This is a genomic window from Paracoccaceae bacterium Fryx2 (genome assembly GCA_032334235.1).
GTDB lineage: Bacteria > Pseudomonadota > Alphaproteobacteria > Rhodobacterales > Rhodobacteraceae > JAVSGI01.
Genome location: JAVSGI010000005.1, coordinates 639,275 through 663,026, shown reverse-complemented (window position 1 = coordinate 663,026; position 23,752 = coordinate 639,275). Strand labels below are relative to the sequence as shown.

The 23,752-nt window shown below is 68.4% G+C and carries 20 protein-coding genes and 1 tRNA gene; 9 read left to right on the top strand and 12 right to left on the bottom strand.

From position 1 onward, the window contains the following. The first annotated feature begins 168 nt into the window (after positions 1-168). Positions 169-690 (top strand): component of SufBCD complex, encoded by a 522-nt coding sequence (locus tag RNZ50_12390; GenBank protein MDT8855800.1) that lies wholly within the window; start codon positions 169-171, stop codon positions 688-690. Between the two features lie 70 nt (positions 691-760). Continuing rightward, the gene (gene mfd, locus RNZ50_12385; protein ID MDT8855799.1) at positions 761-4,150 is read left to right on the top strand and encodes a transcription-repair coupling factor; all 3,390 of its coding nucleotides are present in this window, start codon (positions 761-763) and stop codon (positions 4,148-4,150) included. Between the two features lie 68 nt (positions 4,151-4,218). Here the strand turns inward: mfd and RNZ50_12380 are convergent, their stop codons facing one another. From RNZ50_12380 to RNZ50_12355, 6 genes are all read right to left on the bottom strand, one after another. After that, positions 4,219-5,412 (bottom strand): multidrug effflux MFS transporter, encoded by a 1,194-nt coding sequence (locus RNZ50_12380; protein ID MDT8855798.1) that lies wholly within the window; start codon positions 5,410-5,412, stop codon positions 4,219-4,221. A gap of 37 nt (positions 5,413-5,449) precedes the next feature. Further along, positions 5,450-6,085 carry a DsbA family oxidoreductase gene (locus RNZ50_12375; GenBank protein ID MDT8855797.1) on the bottom strand — a complete coding sequence of 212 codons (636 nt, stop codon included), beginning with the start codon at positions 6,083-6,085 and terminating at the stop codon, positions 5,450-5,452. A 112-nt stretch (positions 6,086-6,197) separates the two neighbouring features. Continuing rightward, positions 6,198-7,727 (bottom strand): class I adenylate-forming enzyme family protein, encoded by a 1,530-nt coding sequence (locus RNZ50_12370; protein MDT8855796.1) that lies wholly within the window; start codon positions 7,725-7,727, stop codon positions 6,198-6,200. An 894-nt stretch (positions 7,728-8,621) separates the two neighbouring features. Further along, positions 8,622-9,836 (bottom strand): methyl-accepting chemotaxis protein, encoded by a 1,215-nt coding sequence (locus RNZ50_12365; GenBank protein MDT8855795.1) that lies wholly within the window; start codon positions 9,834-9,836, stop codon positions 8,622-8,624. Positions 9,837-10,017: 181 nt separating this feature from the next. Beyond that, complete coding sequence (locus RNZ50_12360) at positions 10,018-10,131, bottom strand: entericidin EcnA/B family protein (GenBank protein ID MDT8855794.1); 114 nt, start codon at positions 10,129-10,131, stop codon at positions 10,018-10,020. Between the two features lie 18 nt (positions 10,132-10,149). Continuing rightward, positions 10,150-11,955 carry an extracellular solute-binding protein gene (locus tag RNZ50_12355; GenBank protein MDT8855793.1) on the bottom strand — a complete coding sequence of 602 codons (1,806 nt, stop codon included), beginning with the start codon at positions 11,953-11,955 and terminating at the stop codon, positions 10,150-10,152. Between the two features lie 297 nt (positions 11,956-12,252). Between RNZ50_12355 and RNZ50_12350 the strand changes: the two genes are divergently transcribed. Further along, positions 12,253-13,026, top strand: coding sequence for a 3-hydroxybutyrate dehydrogenase (locus RNZ50_12350; GenBank protein ID MDT8855792.1), 774 nt, complete (start codon positions 12,253-12,255; stop codon positions 13,024-13,026). A gap of 63 nt (positions 13,027-13,089) precedes the next feature. Here the strand turns inward: RNZ50_12350 and RNZ50_12345 are convergent, their stop codons facing one another. The 3 genes from RNZ50_12345 to RNZ50_12335 all read right to left on the bottom strand — a co-directional run bounded on the left by RNZ50_12345 (position 13,090) and on the right by RNZ50_12335 (position 15,732). Next, positions 13,090-13,800: a DUF502 domain-containing protein gene (locus RNZ50_12345; protein ID MDT8855791.1), complete on the bottom strand. Its 711-nt coding sequence runs from the start codon at positions 13,798-13,800 to the stop codon at positions 13,090-13,092. A gap of 112 nt (positions 13,801-13,912) precedes the next feature. Next, the gene (locus RNZ50_12340) at positions 13,913-14,839 is read right to left on the bottom strand and encodes a pseudouridine-5'-phosphate glycosidase (GenBank protein ID MDT8855790.1); all 927 of its coding nucleotides are present in this window, start codon (positions 14,837-14,839) and stop codon (positions 13,913-13,915) included. After that, the gene (locus RNZ50_12335) at positions 14,836-15,732 is read right to left on the bottom strand and encodes a PfkB family carbohydrate kinase (protein MDT8855789.1); all 897 of its coding nucleotides are present in this window, start codon (positions 15,730-15,732) and stop codon (positions 14,836-14,838) included. Before RNZ50_12335 ends, RNZ50_12340 begins: the two co-directional genes overlap by 4 nt. Positions 15,733-16,047: 315 nt before the next feature. Between RNZ50_12335 and rpsB the strand changes: the two genes are divergently transcribed. From rpsB to RNZ50_12320, 3 genes are all read left to right on the top strand, one after another. Next, the gene (rpsB, locus tag RNZ50_12330; GenBank protein MDT8855788.1) at positions 16,048-16,806 is read left to right on the top strand and encodes a 30S ribosomal protein S2; all 759 of its coding nucleotides are present in this window, start codon (positions 16,048-16,050) and stop codon (positions 16,804-16,806) included. 74 nt (positions 16,807-16,880) lie between these two features. Next, positions 16,881-17,777: a translation elongation factor Ts gene (gene tsf / locus RNZ50_12325; protein MDT8855787.1), complete on the top strand. Its 897-nt coding sequence runs from the start codon at positions 16,881-16,883 to the stop codon at positions 17,775-17,777. A gap of 211 nt (positions 17,778-17,988) precedes the next feature. Beyond that, positions 17,989-18,564, top strand: coding sequence for a hypothetical protein (locus RNZ50_12320; GenBank protein ID MDT8855786.1), 576 nt, complete (start codon positions 17,989-17,991; stop codon positions 18,562-18,564). Between the two features lie 350 nt (positions 18,565-18,914). Here the strand turns inward: RNZ50_12320 and RNZ50_12315 are convergent, their stop codons facing one another. Further along, on the bottom strand, positions 18,915-19,691 hold the full coding sequence (locus RNZ50_12315) for an autoinducer binding domain-containing protein (protein MDT8855785.1): 777 nt from the start codon (positions 19,689-19,691) through the stop codon (positions 18,915-18,917). Positions 19,692-19,901: 210 nt separating this feature from the next. Here RNZ50_12315 and RNZ50_12310 point away from each other — a divergent pair, with 210 nt between their 5' ends. Further along, complete coding sequence (locus RNZ50_12310) at positions 19,902-21,083, top strand: FAD-dependent oxidoreductase (protein MDT8855784.1); 1,182 nt, start codon at positions 19,902-19,904, stop codon at positions 21,081-21,083. Positions 21,084-21,402: 319 nt separating this feature from the next. On the opposite strand, the gene RNZ50_12305 is transcribed toward RNZ50_12310, so the two are convergent. After that, the gene (locus RNZ50_12305; protein MDT8855783.1) at positions 21,403-22,581 is read right to left on the bottom strand and encodes an NAD(P)/FAD-dependent oxidoreductase; all 1,179 of its coding nucleotides are present in this window, start codon (positions 22,579-22,581) and stop codon (positions 21,403-21,405) included. Between the two features lie 125 nt (positions 22,582-22,706). Between RNZ50_12305 and RNZ50_12300 the strand changes: the two genes are divergently transcribed. Both RNZ50_12300 and RNZ50_12295 read left to right on the top strand, forming a co-directional pair. Further along, positions 22,707-22,781: transfer RNA gene (locus tag RNZ50_12300), tRNA-Gln, on the top strand. An 81-nt stretch (positions 22,782-22,862) separates the two neighbouring features. Next, positions 22,863-23,387, top strand: a complete 525-nt coding sequence (locus RNZ50_12295; protein MDT8855782.1) for a YdcF family protein — start codon at positions 22,863-22,865, stop codon at positions 23,385-23,387. Here RNZ50_12295 and RNZ50_12290 read toward each other — a convergent pair. Continuing rightward, the gene (locus tag RNZ50_12290) at positions 23,384-23,686 is read right to left on the bottom strand and encodes a hypothetical protein (protein MDT8855781.1); all 303 of its coding nucleotides are present in this window, start codon (positions 23,684-23,686) and stop codon (positions 23,384-23,386) included. The two genes, RNZ50_12295 and RNZ50_12290, sit on opposite strands and share 4 nt — an antisense overlap. Positions 23,687-23,752 lie beyond the last annotated feature (66 nt).

Sequence of the window (23,752 nt, the reverse complement as noted above, 5' to 3'; positions counted from 1 at the left end):
GCAGGACGCTGGGGCGGATCGGGGTCGGCCGACGGCTTCGGCCGGGCGCGGGCCGCTTTTTCAAGCTTGCGCGATTGGTGTCTGCCTGCCATGGAAAAGCGCGCATCTCAAGGGTAGGAATGCCGCAAGCCCGCAACCGACCGGGCAACAAGGGCAGGGGCTGGCACTGTGCAGTGGTATGAAACCGTTTTCGAACTGATCGACATGCGGTCGTTCTCCAACCTTTGGTACTGGATCGCGCTTGCCGTGCTTTGGTCTACGGCAAGCCATTGGGTGCTGGGCGTGCCTTACGACTTGGTGATGCGCGCCCGCCGCAGCGGGGGCGAGGCCGAGGCCGACCTGCAGCACATGGTGCGCATCAACGTGCGGCGGTTGCTTTACATCGCGCAGGTTTCCGGGCTGTGGCTGGTGGGGCTGGTTGCGTTCGGGCTGACGGTGCTGGGGATGCTGGGCTTCTACTATGGTGTCGAATTCGCGCAGGCGGTGCTGTGCCTGCTGCTGCCGCTCAGCCTTGTCGGGATGCTGTCGCTGCGCACCGCCCGGCGCATTGCGGAGGGCGAGAACGAGGGGCCGGCGCTGCACCGTCGGCTGCTTCGGCATCGCATGGCGATCCAGGGCATCGGCATGTTCGCGATCTTCGTCACCGCGATGTGGGGCATGTTGCAGAACCTGCGGGTCGGCGCGCTGTGACCCGGCCCGCCACCGCCCCCGCCGGCCCCGCATCCTGCTGGGGGGTGCGCCCGAAGGCTATGACGCACGGTTGCTGGCGCGCGAACTCGCGCGCGGTGCCCCGGTGATCCATGTCGCGCGCGACGACAAGCGGCTGGCGGCGATGCGCGCCGCGCTGGCGGTCATGGCGCCCGAGGTGGCGGTGCTGGAACTGCCGGGCTGGGACTGTCTGCCCTATGATCGCGTCTCGCCCAATCCCGACATCTGTGCGCGCCGCATGGCAACGCTGGCGGCGCTGGCGCAGGGCGTGCCGGGGGCCTTCGTGCTGCTGACCACGATGTCGGCCGCGACCCAGCGCCTGCCCGCGCGCGACGTGCTGCGCGGCGCGGCCTTCAGCGCCCGGGTGGGTGACCGGGTGGACGAGGCCGCCCTGCGCCAGTTCCTGACGCGCATGGGGTTTTCGCCCGCCGCCACCGTCACCGAACCCGGCGATTTCGCCATTCGCGGCGGCATCGTCGATGTCTTTGCTCCGGGCGCGGGCGGGCCGGTGCGGCTCGACTTCTTCGGCGACGTGCTGGATGGCGCGCGCCGCTTCGACCCGGTGACCCAGCGCACCACCGAAAAGCTGAAGTCGGTCGATTTCGCCCCGGTGTCTGAAGTCATACTGGACGAGGCCGCGATCACCCGGTTCCGCCAGACCTACCGCATCGAGTTCGGCGCGGCGGGGGCGGACGACCCGCTTTACGAGGCGGTCAGCGCCGGGCGCAAGCATCAGGGGCTGGAACACTGGCTGCCGTTCTTTCACGAGCGGCTCGAAACCCTGTTCGACTACCTGCCCGATGCGAGCGTGATGCTGGATGAGCAGATCACCGCCGCCCGCCTGTCACGCTGGGAAGGCATCGAGGACCAGTACGACGCCCGGCGCGAGGCGATGACCGCCAAGGGGCGGCTCGACACCGTTTACAAGCCCTGCGCGCCACACCTGCTCTATCTGGACGATGCCGACTGGGAAGCGGCGATTGCCGCGCACCGCGTCGTGCAGCTTTCGCCCCTGCCGCAGGCCCCCGGGCCGGGCGTGCTGGATGCGGGTGGGCGGATCGGGCGCGGTTTCGCGGCCGAACGCCAGCAGGAAAACATCAGCCTGTTCGGTGCCTTGGCCGATCATCTTCGCGTGTTGCGCGAAGACCGGCAGGTGGTGATTGCCAGTTGGTCCGAAGGCGCGCGCGAACGGCTGCAAGGGCTGATGCAGGATCAGGGCGTGCGTGGTGCCGTGCCGATCCGCGACCTGCGCGAGGTGCCAGAGGGGCGTGGCGGGCTTTACCTTGCGATCTGGGCGCTGGATCAGGGCTTTGTCGCCCCCGGCCTTGCGGTGATCTCGGAACAGGACGTGCTGGGCGACCGGCTGGTGGCCAAGCCGCGCAAGCGCCGCAAGGCCGAGAACTTCCTGGCCGAGGTCAACAGCCTGACCCCCGGCGATCTGGTGGTGCATGTCGAGCATGGCGTGGGCCGCTACACCGGGCTGGAAACCATCACCGCATTGGGCGCGCCGCACGCCTGCGTCGCGCTGGAATATGCCGAAGGTGCCAGGCTTTACCTGCCGGTCGAGAACATCGAGCTGCTGTCACGCTACGGCCACGAGGAGGGCCTGCTCGACCGCTTGGGCGGCGGGGCGTGGCAGGCTAAGAAGGCCAAGCTCAAGGACCGCATCCGCGAGATTGCCGAACGCCTGATGCGGATCGCGGCCGAGCGCCACCTGCGCCACGCGCCCATTCTGGAAGCGCCCCATGCGATGTGGGAAGCCTTCGCCGCCCGCTTCCCCTATCAGGAAACCGACGACCAGCTTGCCGCGATTGCCGATGTGGTGGCCGATCTCGAGGCGGGCAGCCCGATGGACCGGCTGATCGTCGGCGACGTGGGCTTCGGCAAGACCGAGGTGGCGATGCGCGCGGCCTTCGTGGCGGCACTGGCGGGGATGCAGGTCGCCGTGGTCTGCCCGACGACGCTGCTGGCACGCCAGCACCACCGCAGCTTTGCCGAACGCTTCCGCGGCTTCCCGATCGAGGTGCGCCCGCTGTCGCGCTTCGTCTCGGCCAAGGACGCGGCGGCGACGCGGGCCGGCCTCGCCGATGGCACGGTGGACATCTGCATCGGCACCCATGCGCTGCTTGCCAAGGGCATCCGGTTCAAGAGCCTCGGCCTGCTTGTCATTGACGAGGAACAGCATTTCGGCGTCACCCACAAGGAGCGGCTGAAGGAGATGCGCTCGGAAGTGCATGTGCTGACGCTGACAGCGACACCGATTCCGCGCACGCTGCAACTGTCGCTGACCGGGGTGCGGGATCTGTCGATCATCGCCACGCCGCCGGTGGACCGGCTGGCGATCCGCACCTACATTTCGGAATTCGACACCGTGACCCTGCGCGAGGCGCTGCTGCGCGAACGCTTCCGCGGCGGGCAGTCGTTCTATGTCGTGCCCCGCATCAGCGACCTGCCCGAGATCGAGGAGTTCCTGCGCACCCATGTGCCCGAGGTCACCTATGTCATCGCGCACGGCCAGCTTGCCGCGGGCGATCTGGACGAGCGGATGAACGCCTTCTACGACGGCAAGCACGACGTGCTGCTGGCGACCACCATCGTCGAATCCGGGCTCGACATCCCGACCGCCAACACGATGATCATCCACCGCGCCGACATGTTCGGGCTGAGCCAGCTTTACCAGATCCGCGGCCGGGTCGGGCGGGCCAAGACCCGCGCCTATTGCTTCCTGACCACCAAGCCGCGCAGCCCCCTGACGCCGCAGGCGCAGAAACGGCTGCGGCTGCTGGGCTCGCTCGACAGCCTCGGCGCCGGGTTCAACCTCGCCGCGCACGACCTTGACCTGCGCGGCGCGGGCAACCTTCTGGGCGAGGAACAGTCGGGGCATATCAAGGAGGTGGGGTATGAGCTTTACCAGTCGATGCTGGAGGAGACCATCGCCCGGATCAAGTCGGGCGAGCTTGCCGGGGTGAACGAGCCGGGCGAGCACTGGGCGCCGCAACTGAACCTCGGCGTGCCGGTGCTGATCCCGGAAGACTTCGTGACCGACCTCGACGTGCGGCTGGGGCTTTACCGCCGCCTGTCGACGCTGACCACCAAGGTGGAACTGGAAGGCTTTGCCGCCGAGTTGATCGACCGCTTCGGCCCGCTGCCGAAAGAGGTCAACACCCTGCTGCTGGTGATGCGGATCAAGTCGATGTGCAAGCGCGCGGGCATCGCGCGCATCGACGCGGGGCCCCGCGGCGCCACGGTGCAGTTTCACGACGACAAGTTCGCCAACCCGGCCGGGCTGGTGGAGTTTGTGCAGGCCCAGGGCAAGACCGCGAAGATCACCGGCAACAAGATCGTGCTGACCCGCGACTGGAAAACCGAGGCCGACCGGATCAAGGGCGCCTTCGCCATCGCCCGCGATCTGGCCGAGAAGGTGGTGCGGCCGAAGGGCTGAGCGCCCGGAGCCGGGTCGGCTGCACCGCCGGAGCCTCCGGCGGGGATATTTGAAAACAGAAGAAGGGCTTAGCGCGGGATCGTGCGCATCAGCCCGAACCCGAGCGCCGCCAGCACCGCCACGCCGAAGGCCAGCGGCACCGGCGTGCCGTCGAAGGCCAGACCCAGCGGCGCGGCCAGCGCCACGCCCAGCACGGTGGCAATTGCGCCACTGACCGAGGCTGCAAGGCCAGCGATATGCCCCATCGGTTCCAGCGCCAGCGCGTTCAGGTTGCCCAGCGTCATCCCCGCCATGAAGAAAACGCCCGTCGTCCAGGCAATATAGGCCGGAAAGGCCAGGGCCGGCGGCCAGTAACCGCCCCAGGTCATGACCGCCATCAGCGCCGACATCCCGATCTGCGCCGCCAGCGTGACGGTGATCAGGCGGCGCATTCCCAGACGCACCACCAACACCGCGTTGAGAAAGCTGGCAGATCCCGCAAGCACCGCGATCAGCGCGAACCAGAAGGGAAAACCGGCGCCGCGCCCGAAGGAAACGTCAAAGATCTGCTGCGTCGAGGACAGGGTGCCGAACAGGCAGCCGAAGACCAGCGTCTGCACCGCAATGGCCGTCAGCACCACGCGGTGCGTCATCACCTCGCGCAGCGCCAGCCACAGCGGGCGCGCGCTCAGCGGACGACGGGTTTCGGGGGGCAGGGTTTCGGGCTGGCGCAGCATGAACCACAGCATGGAAACCGCTGAAAACGCGATGAAGGCCGGGAAGATGCCGCGCCAGCCGAAGCCCGCGATGATCACCGTGCCGACCAGCGGGGCGACGGCCGGCACCAGGGTGAAGATCATCATCGCGAAACTGACGACACGGGCCATTTCGCGCCCCTTGTAAAGGTCGCGCACCAGCGCCAGCGACACGATGCGCGGCCCGGCGGCGCCCAGCCCCTGCACCAGGCGCGCCAGCAGCATGGTTTCCAGCGTCGGCGCCGCCCAGGCTGCCAGCGCTCCCGCGCAATAGAGCAGCGCACCGCCCAGGATCACCGGCTTGCGCCCGACCGAATCCGAGATCGGCCCGACCACCAGCGTGCCGATCCCCATGCCCAGCACGAAGCTGGTGATGATAAGCTGCGCCCGGTTCGGGATCAGCGGGGTCAGTTCCCGGGTGATCTCGGGCAGGGCGGGCAGCATCGCGTCGATCGAAAAGGCGATGGTGGCGAACAGCATCGCGATCAGCGCGATGAATTCGGTCGAGGACAGGCGCGGTCTGGTCATGGGAAAGGGGCCTTGCGGGCTGGGGGTTTCGGGCGGGTCAGGACGGGCGGTCGGCCAGTTCCGCAATCACCTGCCCCCAGAGTGCAGTCGGCTGCGCCCCCGAAAGCACATATTGATTGGCGATGAGAAAGGTCGGCACCGCCGAGATGCCGCGCTGGCGGGCATGGGCGTCGCGGGCAGTGATGTCATCCCGGTCGGCGTCGGTGGCCAGCAGGCGGGCGGCAAGGGCCGCATCCATCCCGGCCTGGTCGGCCAGCGCCACAAGGGTTTCGGCGCGGCCGATGTCGCGCCCTTCGCGGAAGAAGGCGCGGAACAGCGCCGACACCATCGCCGCCTGCCGCCCCTCCAGCCCCGCCCAGTGGATCATCCGGTGCGCGTCCCGCGTGTTCGGCATCCATTTCATCGCGGCGAAGTCGATCTCCAGCCCGGCCGCCTGCGCGGCCTGTTCGACCCTTGCATAGATCTCCACCGCCTGCCGCTTGCCGCCGAACTTTGCCTCCAGATAGGCGGCGCGGTCGGTGCCCTCGCGCGGCATCTGCGGGTTCAGCTGGAAGGGGTGCCATTCGATGGCGAACGCATGTTCGGGATTGGCCTCCAGCGCCCGGTCAAGCAGCGCCTTGCCGATGTAGCACCACGGGCAGACCGGGTCGGAAAAAATGTCGAGCGTGATCATGGGCGGCACCGAAGCTGGGGGACTGGGGCATAACACCCAAAGCCGGGGGCAAGCGCAAGGCTTGGCATGGAGGGGTCAACGGTGCGCAAACGCACAGAAACCCCGGCGCAGTTCATTCCTGCTGCTGGCGTGCAGCCGCATGGCCCTGCCGCAGGGCGCGGCGCAACAGCTTGTGGTTGGGGCCGCGCGGCAGGCCCGGCACCGACACAAACAGGCGCGGCTGCTTCCAGCGGGCAAGGCAGGTGGCGGCAAAGGCGGAAATGGCCGCGTCGTCAAGCGGTTCCGCCGCGACGTAGAACAGCGCGATCACCGTGGCGCCGGGCTTCACCTCGACCTCGGCCGCGGCGCAGTCGAGGATGCCGGGACAGAGGGCCATTGCCGCTTCCACCTCCAGCGGCGAGACGCGGAAGCCGCCCGCGTTCATCATGTCGTCGTCGCGGCCGAGATAGGTGATCGCCCCGTCTTCGGCCATCGAGACGCTGTCGCCGGTCAGGAACCAGCCGTCGCGAAACCGCGCGGCCGTGGCTTCGCCGTCGTCGAGATAACCCAGGAACAGCCCCGGATCGCCGCCATCCACCGCCAGCACGCCCGGGCTGCCGCGGGGGACCGGCCCGTCAGGCCCCAGCACCGCCACCCGCCGCCCCGGTTGCGGATAGCCGGTGCTGCCTGCCGGGGCAGGGTGGCCGGGCGCGGCCGAGATGAAGGTGGAGCATTCCGACAGGCCGAGCGCCTCGTGAACCGCTGTGCCGGTGGCGGCCACCCAGGCTTCGCGCAGGGCGGCGGGCAGCGACTCGCCGGCCGACAAGCCGTGGCGGAGGGCGGGCAGGGCGGGCAGCGGGTGGCGCAGCATCTGGCGGAAGACGCCGGGGGCCGCGGCGAAGATCGTCGCGCCGTGGCGCCGCATCAGCAGGGGCAGGTCGGCGGGCGGCACGCCTTCGGCCGGGATCAGGGCGGTGGCCCCCACCGTCCACGGGTCGAGCAGGCCGGTGCCCAGCGTGTAGGTCCAGTTGAACGCCCCGGCGTGCAGCAGGCGGTCGTCGGGGGTCAGCCCTTCCCAGCCCTGGTGCATCATCCGGCGGGCCCAGACGGCGCGGTGGGCATGGGCGACGGCCTGCGGCGTGCCGGAGGTGCCCGAGGTGAAGACGATGTAGGCCAGCCGATCGGGGTCGCCGGTCGCCCAGTCGCAGGCGGGGCCCTGTTCCATCGCCAGCAGGGCCGCTGCGGGCAGGACGGGGCAAGGCGCGGCGGCGGGCAGGGCCAGCCCTTCGGCGGCCACGATCAGGGCGGGGGCGACGATGGCGGACATCCGCGTGACCTCGGGCACCGTCAGCTGGGCCGAGGTCGGGACCGGAACCAACCCCGCCGCAATCGCGCCGAGAAACACCACCGGGAAATCCACCGTGTTTCCCAGCCGCAGCAGGATCCGGTCGCCGGGGCGAAGGCCGGCTGCCAGCAATCCCGCGCCGCAACCCCGCACGGCGGCGGCAAGGCGGCCGTAGGTCCAGTCTTGCGCGGACCCGGGGGCGATGATCTGGAGGGCGGTCTTGTCGGGATGCAGGTTCGCACGGGCCAGCACATGGGCTGCCAGATTGAACGGCGCGGGACAGGGGGCGGGAGGGCCGAGATCAAGGAGCGACAGCATCCCGCCCGCATACCCCTGCCGCGCCGCCGTTGCAAGTCCGGGGGTGACGAAGGCGCGTTTGCGGCGGTTTTCACGCGTGAAAAGTCGGACAAGCTATTGGTTTGGCAAGAATATGCCGAGGCCGTTTACCTGTTGGCAAGGTTTGGCGGAGGGGTGCGGGGCCGGAGGGTGCAGCGGCGTTGCACGGGTGCCGAGAGGCGGTTCGGGTCGGGGTGGCAGGTCGGGTCGAGGGGCGGCAGACGCGCCGCCGATCGGTCGCGGGCCGGGCGGGCAGGGGTGCGGGGACGGGTGTCGGAAGCCGGGCAGCGGGCGGGGCGAAGGGTGGAGCGGGGGCTGGTCGGGGGGCGACAGGGGACCCGGGACCGAAGCGGTTCGGGACCGGGAAGAAGGCGGTCAGGGTCGGGAGTTGATCGGAGGGGCCGTTGTTCCGGTCCCGGGCCGGGCGAGTGGGTGCGGGGACGGGTGTCGGAAGCTGGGTAGCGGGCGGGCAGCAGGCGGGCAGCGGGTGGGGCGAAGGGTGGGGCGTGCGTCGGTTGGGGGGGGCGACGGTGGAACCGGGACGGGAGCGGTTCGGGGCGGCCGGGGAAGGGGGCGGTCAGGGTCGGGCAGGAACGGCAGCATGAGGCGACCGCAGGGGCCGCCGAACTGGTTCGGGGCCGGCGGGCGGGCGGCGGCGGGGTTTGGGGCCGGGCGGGACGGAAGCGGGGCCTCGGGGCTGGTGACCGGCGCAATCCGCCGCGGCGGGGCCACGTCGCCGGGCGGGGTCACGTTGCCGGGTGGGGTCACGTCGCCGGGGCGGAGTCACGTCGCCGGGGCAGGGTCGCGCGCCTCCGGGTGTGGGGCCACGTCGCCGGGGGGCACGCCTCCGGGGCGGGGTCGCGCCGTCGGGCGGGGTCATGTCGCCGGGGCGGGGCGGAGCTGGGCGACGAGTTGGGTGCCGACTTCCACGATGCTTTTCATCCGCTCTTCGAGGCGGGTCATCTCGGCAATCACGTCCTTGAGCGCCTCGGTCTGGTCACCGAGTTCGGCCAGACCCTCGAACAGCCGTTCGCTGCCCGCCAGCTGGGTTTCGGCATCGCTGACCACGGCGCGCAGGCTGTCGAGCAGGCCGGTAGCCTGCGGTGCGTCGCCGGCGCGGACGAGGGCCGCGTCGAGGGCGGACACCGACTCGCGGATCGCGTCGAACCATGCCTTCGACAGGCGGGGCTCGCGCTTGGCGGTCAGCATGGCGTCGCGTTCCAGCCGCCGCGCCCTTGTCACCACCCGGTCGATCCGGTCGCGCAAGTCGCCCTGCACCGACACGATGTCGTCGTTGACCCGGATCACCCGGGAGAGCACCAGATCAAGCTCGCTGACCAGCGTGCCGATCCGGTCGAGGAAAAGGTTGAGATCACGCGCCAGCACGCCGAACTCGTCGGCGCTGCGGATCTCGGCCCGCTGGGTCAGGCTGCCATAGGCGCGGGCCAGATTGCTGACGACGGAGCGCAGGCGCAGCAGGGGTTCCAGCCGCGCCCGCAGGATCAGGAACAGCAGCACCGAATGCAGCACGATCTTGGCGACGGCCAGCGCGCCGCTCAGTTGCACGTCATTGAGCCACAGCGCGAAGTCGCGGGCGAGGTAGTTGCGCACCGTCACCACGCCCAGCACCTGCCCGACCTCGGCCTCGCTGTGGCAGCCAAGGCAATAGGTTTCGGCGGTGATCTCGACCGTGGCCGAGCGGAACTGGCCTTCGGGCCAGGGCTCGGCCGGAATGCCGCGCGGCGTGAAGTCGAAACCGGCCTCGATCGAGCGGATCGTGACCTCGGACGGCTCGATCGCCACGGTGTAGCCGAGGTCGGACCAGTTCTTGTCCAAGATCGGATACATGGTGCGCGCCGCGACCGGCCCGCCTTCGTTGCGCATGATCGAGCGGACGTTTTCGGCAAGCGCATCGGCCACCACCGCCGAATCGCGGCTGCCGTTCACGCTGAACTTGTAATAGACCAGCGCGGCCTTGAGCGAGAACTCCAGCACGGTGACAATCGAGAGGACGATGAAGAAGTCCTTGATCATGTGGATCAGGAAGGACTTGTCGAAACGCCCGACGGCGGGGCTGTCCTGGTCGAGCATGGGGTTCTCCGCTATGTTCTGCTTATGGTAGAGCGGAACGGGGCAGCAGAAAGACGGCATCTTCGCGCAGGGTCAAAGTTTTTTCGCGCTGCGGGATCGGCGGTTAGGCGCCGCAGCACGCCACCGCCATGCGAAAGGCCGGGCCTGCGCCCGGCCTTTCAGGTCGTCTGCCGCGCCGGGGTCAGAACCAGGCGCCGACCCGGTTTGCCCCGCCCGAGATGTCGCGCCCGACACCGTCGATGGTGTTGCACCCCGCGAGTGTGGCCAGGATGGCCAGCATCATCAGTGTTTTCATGGTCTTACCTGCTCGTTTTCAGTCCTCGTGCCACCAGACGTCCGGCTGGAACCCCAGCCAGTCCCCGTAGATCGGCAGGCGCGTGGGGTATTTCAGGTGTTTGCTGTGCGCCAGCCGTGAAACCGGAGAATACCACATCGGGATGACATATCTACCCGTTGTCAGCACACGGTCCAGCGCCTGTGTCGCGGCGACAAAATCCTCGTGGCTGGTCGAGTTCAGCAGGGTGCGGATCATCGCCTCGGCGGCGGGAGAGTTCATGCCCATCCAGTTGCGCGTGCCGGGTTCCGTGACCCCGGCCGAGCCCCAGTAGAGCATCTGTTCGTTGCCGGGGCTGAGCGACAGGGCGCGGATGTGATGGGTCATGTCGAAGTCGTAGGCGTTGGTGCGTTCCTTGTATTGCGCCGAGTCGACCTGGGTGAGGTGGGCCTTGATCCCCAGCCGTTTCAGCGCCTCGATGTAGATGCTGGCGACCGAGGCCATGTCGTCGGCGCCCTGCACCAGCAGGATCTCGAAGGCGAAGGGCGTGCCCGCGGCGTTCTTCAGGATGCCGTCCTGCACCGTCCAGCCCGCCTCGACCAGCAGCGCGGTGGCGGTGCGGATGCCCTTGCGGTTGGCTTCGGTGCCGTCGGATACCGGCAGGCTGTAGCCTTCCAGCGCGCCGGGCGGCAGTTCGGCGGCAAAGGGCGCCAGCAGGTCGGCCACGCGGCCCTCGGCCGGGGCGCCGGGGGTCATGCCCAGCACCGAGTTCGAGAAATAAGAGGTGATGCGCGGCTGGGTGCCGCCGGTCAGGGTGGTGTTGATCAGTTCGAAGTTGAAGGCCTGGATCAGGGCCTCACGCACGCGCCAGTCGGCAAAGAGCGCGCGGCGGGTGTTGAAGACCAGCCCCTCTATCCCCGAGGGGCGTCCGTGCGGGATCTCGGATTTCACGATCTCGCCCGATGCCACCGCGGGGAAATTGTAGTTGGTCAGCCATTTCGCGGCATTTGCCTCGCGGAACGAGGTGATCTCGCCCGCCTTGAACGCCTCGAACACCACGCCGCCGTCGCCGAAGAACTCGTAGCGGACCTCGGCAAGGTTGTGCTGGCCGCGGTTGAAGGGCAGATCGCGTCCCCACCAGTCGGGGTTCTTCACATAGCTGATGAAGCGCCCCGGCTCGAAGCGGCCCACCGTGTAGGGGCCGGACCCGATCGGCGCGGTGAGGCTAGAGGCGGTGAAATCGCGCCCCTCCCAAGGCGCCTTCTGCAGGATCGGGCGCAGGCCGAGGATCAGCGGCAGTTCGCGGTCCTGGGTGTTGAAGGTGAAGCGCACGCTGCGCGGGCCGGTCTGCTCGGTGGTGGCGATCTTCTGCCAGGCGGTGGCATAGCGCGGGCTGCCCTCAAGCCCGAGTTTCTCGAACGACCAGATCACGTCCCCGACCGTGACGGGGCTGCCATCCGAGAATCGGGCTGCCTCGTTCAGGGTGAATTCGACCCAGGTCCGGGCGGCATCGGTCTCGACCGATTCGGCCAGCAGACCGTAAAGCGTGAAGGGTTCGTCATAGGATCGGCCCAGCAACGTCTCGACCGTCAGCGCCGAAAGCCCGGGCGGTGCGTTGCCCTTGATGATGAAGGGGTTGAGCGAATCAAACCCGCCCGATTCTCCGAAAACGATGCGCCCGCCCTTGGGCGCATCGGGGTTGGCATGAGGCAGGGACACAAAATCAGGTGGCAGGGCAGGGTCGCCATACATAGCTATGCCGTGCTGCGGCTCGGCCGCCGCCGGAACCGCCAGCAGGGCCGCCAGGGCCGCCGCCCGCAGCGATGCGAATAAATCATGTCTCATTCTGGCAACATTCCTGTCCAAGCCTGTGTTTCCTGACCTGAATCCTACGGCCAGTTGCGTGCGGCTTCAAACTTTTAACTTGGCCGGCGGCATCGGAGCGCGTATAAGAAGAACACTGCTCGATAGGTTTCTTGCCTGTATGAAACCTGCCTCAATAACTTGACGCCCGCTTCGCGCGGGCGTTTTTTTTGCTTTTCTGCCGGGGGTTGCGGCGCGTCCTTCACCCGACCGGAAACTATCGCCACCGCGCCGCCTTTGCGCTAAAGCTGCACATGCGGCATTACACGGGAGGCAGGCATGACCCTGACTGGCAAGACAGCGATCATCACCGGATCGAACTCCGGCATCGGGCTGGGCATTGCCCTGGAACTGGCGCGCGCCGGGGCCTCGGTGGTTCTGAACTCGTTCACCGACCGGCCCGAGGATCACGCGCTGGCTGCCCGCATCGGCGCCGACCATGGCGTGACGGCCCGCTACATCGCAGCCGACATGGCGCAGGGCGATGCCTGCCGCGCGCTGGTGGAACAGGCGGGCGGCTGCGACATCCTGGTGAACAACGCGGGCATCCAGCATGTCGCCGCGATCGAGGATTTTCCGGCCGACAAGTGGAACGCGATTCTGGCGATCAACCTGACCTCGGCCTTCCACACCAGCGCCGCCGCCCTGCCGGGAATGCGGGCACGCGGCTGGGGGCGGATCGTCAACATCGCCTCGGCGCACGGGCTGACCGCCAGCCCCTACAAGTCGGCCTATGTCGCGGCCAAGCACGGGCTGGTCGGGCTGACCAAGGTCACGGCGCTGGAAATGGCGGGGCAGGGCATCACCTGCAACGCGGTCTGTCCGGGCTATGTGCTTACCCCACTGGTCGAGGCGCAGATTCCCGACCAGATGGCCGCGCATGGCATGGACCGTGAAACGGTGATCCGCGAGGTCATGCTGGCCCGCCAGCCGTCGCGCCAGTTCGCCACCACCGCGCAGATGGGCGGCACCGTGGTCTTCCTGTGCAGCCCCCACGCCGACCAGATCACCGGCACCACGATCTCGGTCGATGGCGGCTGGACCGCGCTCTGACGCTGCGGCTTTCATCTTTGCCCAAATATCCCCGCCGGAGGCACCACCGCCCCGGCCGGGAGATTACCTGACCAGAACGAGCGGCTGGCTGGGGTCTTTCGGGTTGGGATAGACCAGCCCGGCCGAGATGATCAGCTTGGCCGCATCCTCCAGCGACATGTCGAGCATGATCACATCGGCGGCCGGCGCGAAGATCAGGAAGCCCGAGGTCGGGTTCGGCGTGGTCGGCACGAACACGGTCAGCACCTCGCCCGCCACCGGCACGCGCTGCGCGATCTCGCCCTTGGCCCTGGTCGAGATGAAGCCGATCGCCCAGACCCCGGGGCGGGGGAACTGCACGATGCAGGCCTTCTCGAAATTGGTCTCTGTCTGGGCAAACACGGTTTCCGCGATCTGCTTCAGCCCGTTGTAGATCGAACGGACCACCGGCATCCGGTCGACCAGCCCTTCGCCCCAGCCGATCAGCGACCGGCCGATCAGGCCCTTGGCCACCCAGCCGACCATGATGGTGAACACCAGAAACACCACGACGCCCACGCCGCGCAGCCCGACGCGGGTGTCGGGGCCGAATATCTGGCGCAGCAGCTCGTCAGGCTGATAGGCGGCGGGCACCAGCGGCAGCACCCAGCTGTCGATCCAGCCGACCACGGTCCAGATCAGGTAGATGGTCAGCCCGACGGGCAGCACCACCACCAGCCCGGTCAGGAAACTGGCCCGCAGCCCGGCCAGCGGACCCCTGCGGCGGTGGTGCTGGGGATGGGGCGGATGTTCCATTTCGTGATCCTTGCTGGGAAGTCATGATCTTATGCAATGCAGGTGCGGCATTCAATGGCCGCCCCCTGATCCGGCATCCTTTATCGGCGGCATGACGGGCGCATGACGATGCTCATGCCTGCCGCGCCCGCGCTTCGGCGATTTCGCGGGCGATGGCCGCACCAAGGCGCGCATTGTTCCGCACCAGCGCGATGTTGGCGGCCAGCGAGCGCCCGTCGGTCAGCGCGAAGATCCGGTCGAGCAGGAAGGGCGTCACGTCCTTGGCGGCGATGCCCCGGTCCGCGGCCTCGGCCAGGGCCGCCTCGATGGCCGGGTCGATCTCGGCGCGCGCTATCTCGTCCGTCGGCGGGATCGGATTGGCGACCAGCTGGCCACCGGGCAGGCCAAGGGCGGCGCGCATCAGGTGGGCGGCGGCGATCTCGGCCGCGCTGTCCATCCGCAGCGGCGCGCGCAGACCCGAGCCGCGCGACCAGAAGGCGGGAAAGTCGTCCTGCCCGACGGCGATCACCGGCACGCCAAGGGTTTCCAGCACTTCCAGGGTCTTGGGCAGGTCGAGAAGCGCCTTGGCCCCGGCCGCGACCACCGTCACCCGGCTGTGCGCCAGTTCGCGCAGGTCGGCGGAAATGTCGAACGTGGTCTCGGCGCCGCGATGCACGCCGCCGATGCCGCCGGTGGCAAAGACCGCGATTCCCGCCAGTTCGGCGGCGATCATCGTGGCGGCTACCGTCGTCGCCCCCATGCGCCCCATGGCAAGGCAGGCCGCCAGATCGGCGCGGCTGAGCTTCATCACATGCTCCGCGCGCCCCAGCGCATCCAGTTCCGCCCCGGTCAGCCCGATGTGCAGCCGCCCGTTCATCACCGCGATGGTGGCGGGCACCGCCCCTGCGGCCCGCACCTCGGCCTCGACGGCGCGGGCGGTCTCGACATTCTGCGGGAACGGCATCCCGTGGGTGATGATGGTGGATTCCAGCGCCACGATCGGCAGGTCATGGGCGCGGGCGGTGGCAACCTCGGGCGAAAAGGCAAGGGGCGGCATCATGAGGCAATCTCTCCTGAAACATGGTCGGCGGCGGCGCGCAGCGCGGCGGTCAGGGCATCGGTGCGCGAGGCGCCCCGCCGCTCGGCCACCAGATGCGCCGCCATGAAGGTGTCGCCCGCACCGGTGATGCGGGCCACCGGCACGGCGGGCGGCGTGGCGGTGATCACGCCGCAGCCGCGCAGGCCGTCGGCGCAGGCGCGGCTGCCATCGGTCACCAGAACCCGCACCGCGCCGCGGGTCAGCAGGGCGGCGGCGGCCTCCGGTGCCGTGCGGAACCGCGCCGCGCACAGCACGCCCGCCTCCGCGCGGTTGAGGTAGAGCGTGGCGCGCGGATGGGCCAGCAGCGGCATCAGCCGCGCGGCCTTGCCGGGGCTGGCCGGGGCCACCCGCAGGTCGGCCCGCGCGAACAGCGCCGACCCCGCGATGAACCCCAGCAGGGCCGCCGTCAGGTTGCCGTCGAGCGCGATCATACCGCTCCAAGGCGCGTCCGCATCCGCCAGAGGCCCGTCAAAAAGCGGCGCCAGAATGCGGTCGCCTGCCGCCTCCAGCGACCGGGCATCGGCAACTGCGGCCATCAGCCCGCCCGCGCCCTCGATCGCCATGTAGCGGTCGGTCGGCAGGTCTTCGGGCCGGCAGAGGTGATCGGTGATCAATCCCATCCGCGCGCAGGCGGCCACCAGATCGCAGCCCTCGCCGTCGCTGCCCACGGCACTCAGCAGGGCGGGCGTCAGGCCGAAGCGCCGCAGGGTCATCGCGATGTTCAGCGCCACCCCGCCCGGCAACCGGGTGATGCGCCCCGGCACGTCCGACCCCGGCCGCAGTGCGGCGGGCGTTCGGCCGATGATGTCCCACAGGACCGAACCGATGCACAGGATATCGGGTGTTTGAGTCATGCACCTTGTTTCGCGCAGCCCCGGCGCCTGCGCAAGGGACCGCGTGCGGACGCTCCGCGGGGGATATTTTTGCCAAGATGAAAACGGATGCGGATTCATCTTGGCCCAAATATCCTCGCCGAAGGCCAGAATCCCTTCGACCTTTCCGCCACACCACCTGCGGGCCTTGCATTCCCGCACCGCGTGGGCTAGACGCGCCGCACTTCACAGGCGGGGCTTGGGCCTTTCGGGGGAGACATCCCCGAAGGTCCGCCGGTTGGAACGAGAGTTCTGAGTGGCTCCGCCGAGGCATGAAACCGGAAAAGGACAACAGACATGGCTCTGCCAGAGTTTACTATGCGCCAACTGCTTGAAGCAGGCGTGCACTACGGCCACCAGACCGCCCGCTGGAACCCGAAGATGGGCGAATACATCTACGGCGACCGCAACGGCATTCACATCCTCGACCTGACGCAGACGGTGCCGATGCTGGACACCGCGCTGAAGATCGTGCGCGACACGGTCGCCAAGGGCGGGCGCATCCTGTTCGTCGGCACCAAGCGCCAGGCGCAGAAGCCGGTTGCCGAGGCGGCCGAGCGTTGCGCGCAGTTCTACATGAACCACCGCTGGCTTGGTGGCACGCTGACCAACTGGAAGACCGTTTCGCAGTCGATCAACCGGCTGAAGCAGCTGGACGAGCTGATGGCGCACGGTGCCGAGGGCCTGACCAAGAAAGAGCGCCTGCACATGGAACGCGAGCAGGGCAAGCTGCAAGCCTCGCTTGGCGGCATCCGCGAGATGGGCGGCACCCCCGACCTGATCTTCATCATCGACGTGGGCAAGGAGGATCTGGCGATCCTCGAAGCGCAGAAGCTGGGCATTCCGGTGATCGGCGTGGTTGACACCAACTGCTCGCCCAAGGGCGTGACCCACGTGATTCCGGGCAATGACGACGCGGCCCGCGCCATCGCGCTTTACTGCGACCTGATCTCGCGTGCGGCGCTGGACGGCATGACCGCCCAGATGGGTGCCGCGGGCATCGACCTTGGCGCGCTGGACGTGGCGCCCGAAGAAGACGCCATCGCCGAGGCCTGAGCCTTGTCATCCGATTGTCGCCCGGCGGGGGTAAGCCCCGCCGGGTCATTCCGTATAAACTCAGGAGAGCCCCGATGGCTATCACCGCTCAGATGGTGAAGGAACTGCGCGAATCGACCGGCGCAGGCATGATGGACGTGAAGAAGGCGCTGGTCGAAACCGATGGCGACATGGAAGCCGCGGTTGACTGGCTGCGCACCAAGGGTCTGGCCAAGGCCGCCAAGAAGTCGGGCCGCGTCGCGGCCGAGGGCCTGGTGGGCGTGGCCGTGGCGGATGGCAAGGGCGTGGCGGTCGAGGTGAACTCGGAAACCGACTTCGTGGCGAAGAACGGCGACTTCCAGGCGCTGGTGCGCAATTTCACCACCGCGGCGCTCGGGGTTTCGAACATCGAGGCGCTGAAGGCGGCCGACCTGAACGGCAAGACCGTCGAGCTGACGCTGAACGAGACCATTGCGCTGATCGGCGAGAACATGACGCTGCGCCGCATGGCCTCGGTGTCGGGCGATTTCGTCGCGGCCTACACCCACAACGCGGCGGCAGACGGCATGGGCAAGATCGGCGTGCTGGTGGCGGTGAACGGCACCGACAACGGCATTGCCAAGCAGATCGCCATGCACATCGCCGCGACCAGCCCGCTGGCCCTGTCGGAAGCCGACCTTGACCCGGCCGTGGTCGAGCGCGAGCGTGCCGTGCAGATCCAGAAGGCGCATGAGGAAAACGCGGCCTCTGCCAAGCCGAAGCCCGATGCGGTGATCGAGAACAACATCATCCCCGGCCGGATGAAGAAGTTCCTCGAGGAAAACACCCTGCTGGGCCAGAAGTTCGTGCTGAACCCCGAGATCACCGTGGCGCAGGCCGCCAAGGATGCGGGCGTCGAGGTCGTGGGCTTCGTTCGCATGGCCGTGGGCGAAGGCATCGAGAAGGAAAAGGAAGATTTCGCCGCCGAGGTCGCCAAGACCCTGGCCGGCTGATCTTTCCGGCAGAAAAGGCGAAGGCCCGGGTTTGCGCCCGGGCCTTCGTCGTTTAACGTGATGCCGAGACGGCTGAACGGGTGCGGGACGACCGACCCCTCGGGGTGCCCGAGCATTTACGATCAGGCTTTCGTGACCGGGTGATGCCGCGTCAGCGATTGATCGCGCCGGTCGGTCCTGCAAGGATCGGGCTGACATCAGGTGAGGTGAAATGTCTCTGGTCGCCTATTCCGGTGCCGTTCTGGCGATGCTTCTGGCCCCCGGCCCGACCAACACCCTGATGGGTGTCGCAGGGGCGCAGGGCGGCCCTGGCCGTGTCATGCGTCTGCTGCCGGCGGAACTGCTGGGCTATCTGACCACCATCCTGCCGCTTGTCTATCTGGGGGCGCAGATCCTTTCGCAATGGCCGTCCGTCGCGGTGGTCCTGAAGCTTGCGGCTGCGGCCTGGGTCATGTTTCTTGCGGTCAGGCTGTGGGGTCGGCCGGGTGATGGCGACGGCGTCCACGAGGTGACCGCGCGAAGGGTCTACCTGACCACGGTCCTGAATCCGAAGGCGCTGGTGTTCGGCCTGGTTCTGCTTCCGGCGCCCGATGCCCAGCAGTTCGGGGTGAAACTCGGGCTGTTCGGCCTCATGGTGATCGTGGTGGCGGTGATCTGGGGCATGTCGGGGGTGTTGACCCGGATCGGGGGTGGCGGCAGTCGTCGGCTGGTCCTGATCAAGCGGGTTGCGTCGGTCTGGCTGGCGATGGTCTCGGTCACGCTGCTTGCCGGCGTGATCCGGGCCTAGCGGCTCTGGACGAGCGGCGATTCGGGCCGGTGCAACAGGAAAACGGTGCAGCCCTGAGGGGCTGCACCGTTCCAGAACGCGACGCGTCATTGGGGATGAGGATGCGGCGCAGAACTCGAAACGACCGGAGAGGCGGACTATGCGCCCCGTCGGCCGGTCACCGCCGGACCCCGGTGCCGGGCTCCGGCGCAGGCGGTCAGGCCGGTAATGCGACCCTCCCGTCTGCTGTTCCACTTCGGCAATTGCCACCACTCACGGAACTTCCCGAACGTGCCACCTTACGCTACGTCAGCAAAGTCAGGGATTCCTTACCTTGCGGTTTTTGCCGCAGGGCCCGGGGGGCAGACGGGTCAGCCGGTGACGCGCAGCGGGTCGGAGCCGAGGAAAATCTTGTTCAGAAGGGCACCCTTGGCCACCGCCTGCGCCGTGGTTTCGACATCCAGCGCCTCACGTGCCAGCCGCAGGTGTTTCTCGACCATGGCGGTCGAAACCCCCATCAGCAGGGCGATGTCCTGCGAGGTCTTGCCGTCGGCCACCCATTCCAGCGCCTCGCGCTGCCGGTCGGTCAGGTTGCGGCGGCGGGTGGTCAGCGGCAACTGGGTGATCTTGAGATGCATCATGTCGGCCACGGCCATCAGTTCCTCGCCATGGCGGGCGAGAATCGCATCGACATCGTCATGATCGAGGCCGATGTCGGCAATCAGCCCCAGCGCGCCCTTGGAGCGCGGCGAGGTTTCGGGAAAGCTGACCGAGATCCCGGCCACCACGCCCATGGCGAGGTTGGTGCGGACCGCGTCGGCCTCGTCCGGGGGCAGGGTGCCTGCCTCGTAGGCTTCCTGCACCCAGCGCCAGGTGCAGGTGCCGACGTGGCGGGTGACCCAGCGGTACATCGGCGTGCGGGCGTAGAAGCCGTTATGGAAGTAGAGCCTGGCATAATCGGGCGTGTTGGTGCTGAGGTAGAGCGCGTCGTCGGGATCGCCGATCGACTTTTCGGTGCGGAAGCGGGTGTAGCCGTAGTTTACCCGGGAAAAGCCCAGGGTGCGGAAATACTCGACCGCCAGATCCCAGACCTGATCGACCGAATGCGACTGGGCAATGCGTCCAAGACGCTGCAAGACCTCTGACACGTGTCCCCGCTTGCCGTGCCATGCACGCGCAGTTTGTCGCGCAGGCACCTGCCATGCATACCGGACAATGCGACTGCCCGCTGCACGCCCGGTCGCGCGGCTTTCCTCATCCCAATTCTTGTATTACCGAAGCGGCAGGGCACTTGTCGAGGAAGAAGGCGCATCCGGGGCGGGCATTGCCTGCGGTAGATGCGCGCGAAAGGACGAATGATGGCGGAACAGGCGGCGGTGGACGTGGCGGTGATCGGTGGTGCGGCGATGGGGGCGTCCTGCGCCTTCTGGCTGACGAAGATGCAGCCGGGGCTGCGGGTACTGGTGGTGGAGCGTGACCCGAGCTATGCCCGCGCCTCGACCGCGCTGTCGGTCGCCTCGATCCGGTCGCAGTTCACCACGCCGGTCAACGTGGCGATCTCGCGCTTCGGGATCGGCTTCATCCGCAATTTCGCGCAGGAGCTTGGGCTGCCCGAGGCGGGGTCGCTGGGGTTCCGCGAAAACGGCTATCTGTTCCTGACCGGCACGGCCGAAGGGGCGGCGGTGCTGTCCGAGGTGGCGGCGATGCAGCGCAGCCTCGGGGCCGCGACCGAGATGCTGGACCCCGCGGCGTTGCAGCGGCGGTTTCCCTGGCTGGAGGTCGGGGATCTGGTGGCGGGGTCGTTCGGGCCGCGCGACGAGGGCTGGTTCGACAACATGGGGCTGCTGAACGGCCTGCGCATGGCGGCGCGGGCGCAAGGGGTCCGGTTCGTCCGCGACGAGGTCACCGGGCTGGAACTCACCGGCGACCGGGTCGGCGCGGTGCTGCTGGGGCAGGGTGGCCGGGTGCCCTGCGGCGTGGCGGTCAATGCGGCGGGAACCCGGGCGGCGGCCGTGATGGCGATGGCGGGGCTTGAACTGCCGGTCGAGCCGCGCAAGCGCACCGTCTTCGTGATCGACGCGCCGAACGCCCGCCACCCCGATGCGCCGCTGCTGGTCGATGCCGGGTTCTACATGCGCCCGGAACAGAACCATTGGATCACCGCCACTGTGCCGCAGGACGACGGCCCCTGTGCGCCGGATGATTTCGAGCCCGACCTGCACCTGTTCGAGGACGTGATCTGGGAACAGCTCTACGCACGCGCGCCGGGGTTCGACGCGGTCAAGGTGGTGCGCCACTGGGTCGGGCATTACGCCTACAACACGCTGGACCAGAACGCGATCCTCGGGCCGCATCCGGCACGGCCCAACCTTTTCCTGATGAACGGGTTTTCCGGACACGGGCTGCAGCAGTCGCCCGCCGTGGGCCGTGGCGTGGCCGAGCATATCCTGACCGGCGGCTGGCAAAGCCTCGACCTGTCGGATCTGGGCGTCGGCCGCGTGCTTGCCGGGCGGCCGTTCCTGGAACGGGCGGTGGTATGAGGGCCAAAAATCTTGCAAGATTTTTGCAAGGATTTTGTTCAAAATCCTTGGCGCGGCCCGGCGGCGGGTTGCGGCGCCGGAAGGCCGGATCTGAAGAAGGTCTGACAACACATTGATCCGGGGTGCATTTCCTGAATGGGCGGTCGGGGAAAAACCTCTCTGGCCTTCGGCGAGGATATTTGGACAAAGGTGAAAGCGAAAAAGGCGGCTCCTGCGACCTGCGCCCGGTTCGGCGCAGGTCGTGAGTGTGGATTGCGATTACATAATATTGATTATCGGCTTTATGGAATGCCGTCAGGGGGGTATCCCCCGCATCGTTTCAGGCGACCTGCCCGGCCGCCCAGCCTGACGACCAGGCCCATTGGAAGTTGTAGCCGCCGAGCCAGCCGGTCACGTCCACCACCTCGCCGATGAAGTATAGCCCCGGCACCGCGCGGGCTTGCAGCGTGCGGGCGTCGAGGTCGCCGGTCTCGACGCCGCCGAGCGTCACCTCGGCGGTGCGGTAGCCTTCGGTGCCGACCGGGCGCAGCGTCAGGTTGTGGACCAGACCTGCCAGCCGGTCGAGCGTGGCGTTGGACTGGTCGGCCAGATTGCCCTGCACCCCCGACAGCGTCTCGATGTGGCGCGCGAGCTTTTCCGGCAGCAATTGTGTCAGTGCCGTGCGGACCGCAATGCGGCCGTTCTGACTGCGCGCCCGGCGCAAGGTGGCGGCGGCATCCTGGCCGCGGGCCAGATCGACGGTGAGGGCTTCGCCCTCGCGCCAGTAGTTGCTGATCTGCAGGATGGCGGGCCCCGACAGGCCGCGATGGGTGAACAGCACCGCCTCGTCGAACGCGGCCCCGCCCGCCGAGGCGCGGCCCGCGACGGCCAGCCCGGCCAGCGGTTTCAGCGCGGCCAGATCCTGCTCGGCAAAGGTCAGCGGCACGAGGCCGGGGCGTTGCGGCACCAGCCGCAGGCCGAAGTTTTCGGCAATCTGGTAGCCGTGGCCGGTGGCACCCATCCTGGGGATCGACTTGCCGCCGGTCGCCACCACCACCGAGGCTGCCGCCACCGGCCCGCGCGTGGTGTCAACCTCGAACCCGGTTGCCGTGCGCCGCACCGCACCCGGCGCGGTGCCGAGCCAAAGGGTCACCCCCGCACGGTCCATGTCGCGCAGCAGCAGCGTCACGATCTGGCTGGCCGGGCCGTCGCAGAACAGCTGGCCGAGGGTCTTTTCATGCCAGGCGATGCCCGCCGCATCCAGCCGGGCGATGAAATCCGCCGGCGTGAAGCGTTTGAGGGCGGAAAGTGCGAAGCGCGGGTTGCGCGACAGGAAGCTGTCGGGCGCGGTGCCGAGGTTGGTGAAGTTGCAGCGCCCGCCGCCCGAGATGCGGATCTTCTCGCCCGCGGCGGCGGCGTGGTCGATCACCAGCACGCGGCGGCCGCGGCGTCCGGCCTCGATGGCGCAGAACATGCCTGCGGCCCCTGCCCCGAGGATCACGGTGTCAAAGCATTCCATGCGGCATCCCTAGCGCAGGGTCCGGTGCCCGGCAAGCGGTGCGGCGGGCGGGTGCGATGGCGGTGCGATTTTGCGTGAAATGCCTCTTGCAGCCCCCGGAAGGCTTCGCTAAACACCCGCTCAGTTGGGGCGTCGCCAAGCGGTAAGGCATCGGTTTTTGGTACCGACATTCGGAGGTTCGATCCCTCCCGCCCCAGCCAGAATCCGGAAAATCGAATGCCTGCAATGCTGTAGCTTTCCATGCTGCGGCCGGTGACCCCCTGCGAAGGACAAGATCGCCCATGATCCAGGATCGGCCGGACGCAAGCGGCGGGGTGGTGATCGTGCTGGGGGCCGCGGTCTGGGCCGGGGGCGTGGCCAGCCCGACCTTGCGCAGGCGGGCCGAACATGGCGCGCGCTGCTTTCGTGACCGGGGCGCCACGCTGCTGATCACGACCGGAGGGACCGGGCGGCATCCTCCCGCCGAGGCAGAGGTGGCGGCCGCGATCTGCATTGCCGCCGGGGTGCCGCCCGGGGCGGTGCTGCGCGAGTTGCGCTCGGCCAGCACGCTGGAAAACCTGGGCTTCGCGCTGGCGATGTTGCCAAAGGGGCCGGTCGGGCCGGTGACGATCGTGACCGATGGCTACCATGTGCCGCGCGCCCTGCTGACGGCGCGGATGCTGGGTGTGGCCGCCCGCGCCTCGGCGCCCGGCCGGGCGGACGGGCCGCGTCTGGGGCCGCGGCAGCGGTTGCGGATGGTCCTGCGCGAAGCCTTCGCCCTGCCCGCCTATGCGGTGCGGCTGGTGCTGGCGCGCTGGCGGGGCTAGTTCAACACCTCGACCAGCACCGACGTGCCGCGCCCGCCCTGCCCGAAGATCTGCACCCGCACCACAGCGCCGCCCGCCACGATGCGGCGCGCCGCCGACCGCTCGATGCGGCCGTTCATCACCATCCGTTCCATTGCGGCGCGGTTGTTGGCGTCGCCGAAGAACGGGTCGGATTCGTCGCCTTCCTGGCGGATGCGGAAGCGGTGGAAATTGGCCCTGTCCTGCCGCAGCACCTGCCAGGGCTGGCCGAGGCGGGCACCGTCGGAATTGTAGAGAAGGAGTCCGGAAATCGACCGCATGACGTGCCTCTGGTCAGAATGAACCCGCGCAAGCTTACGCGGTGGCTGACCGAAAGCAACGGGTCG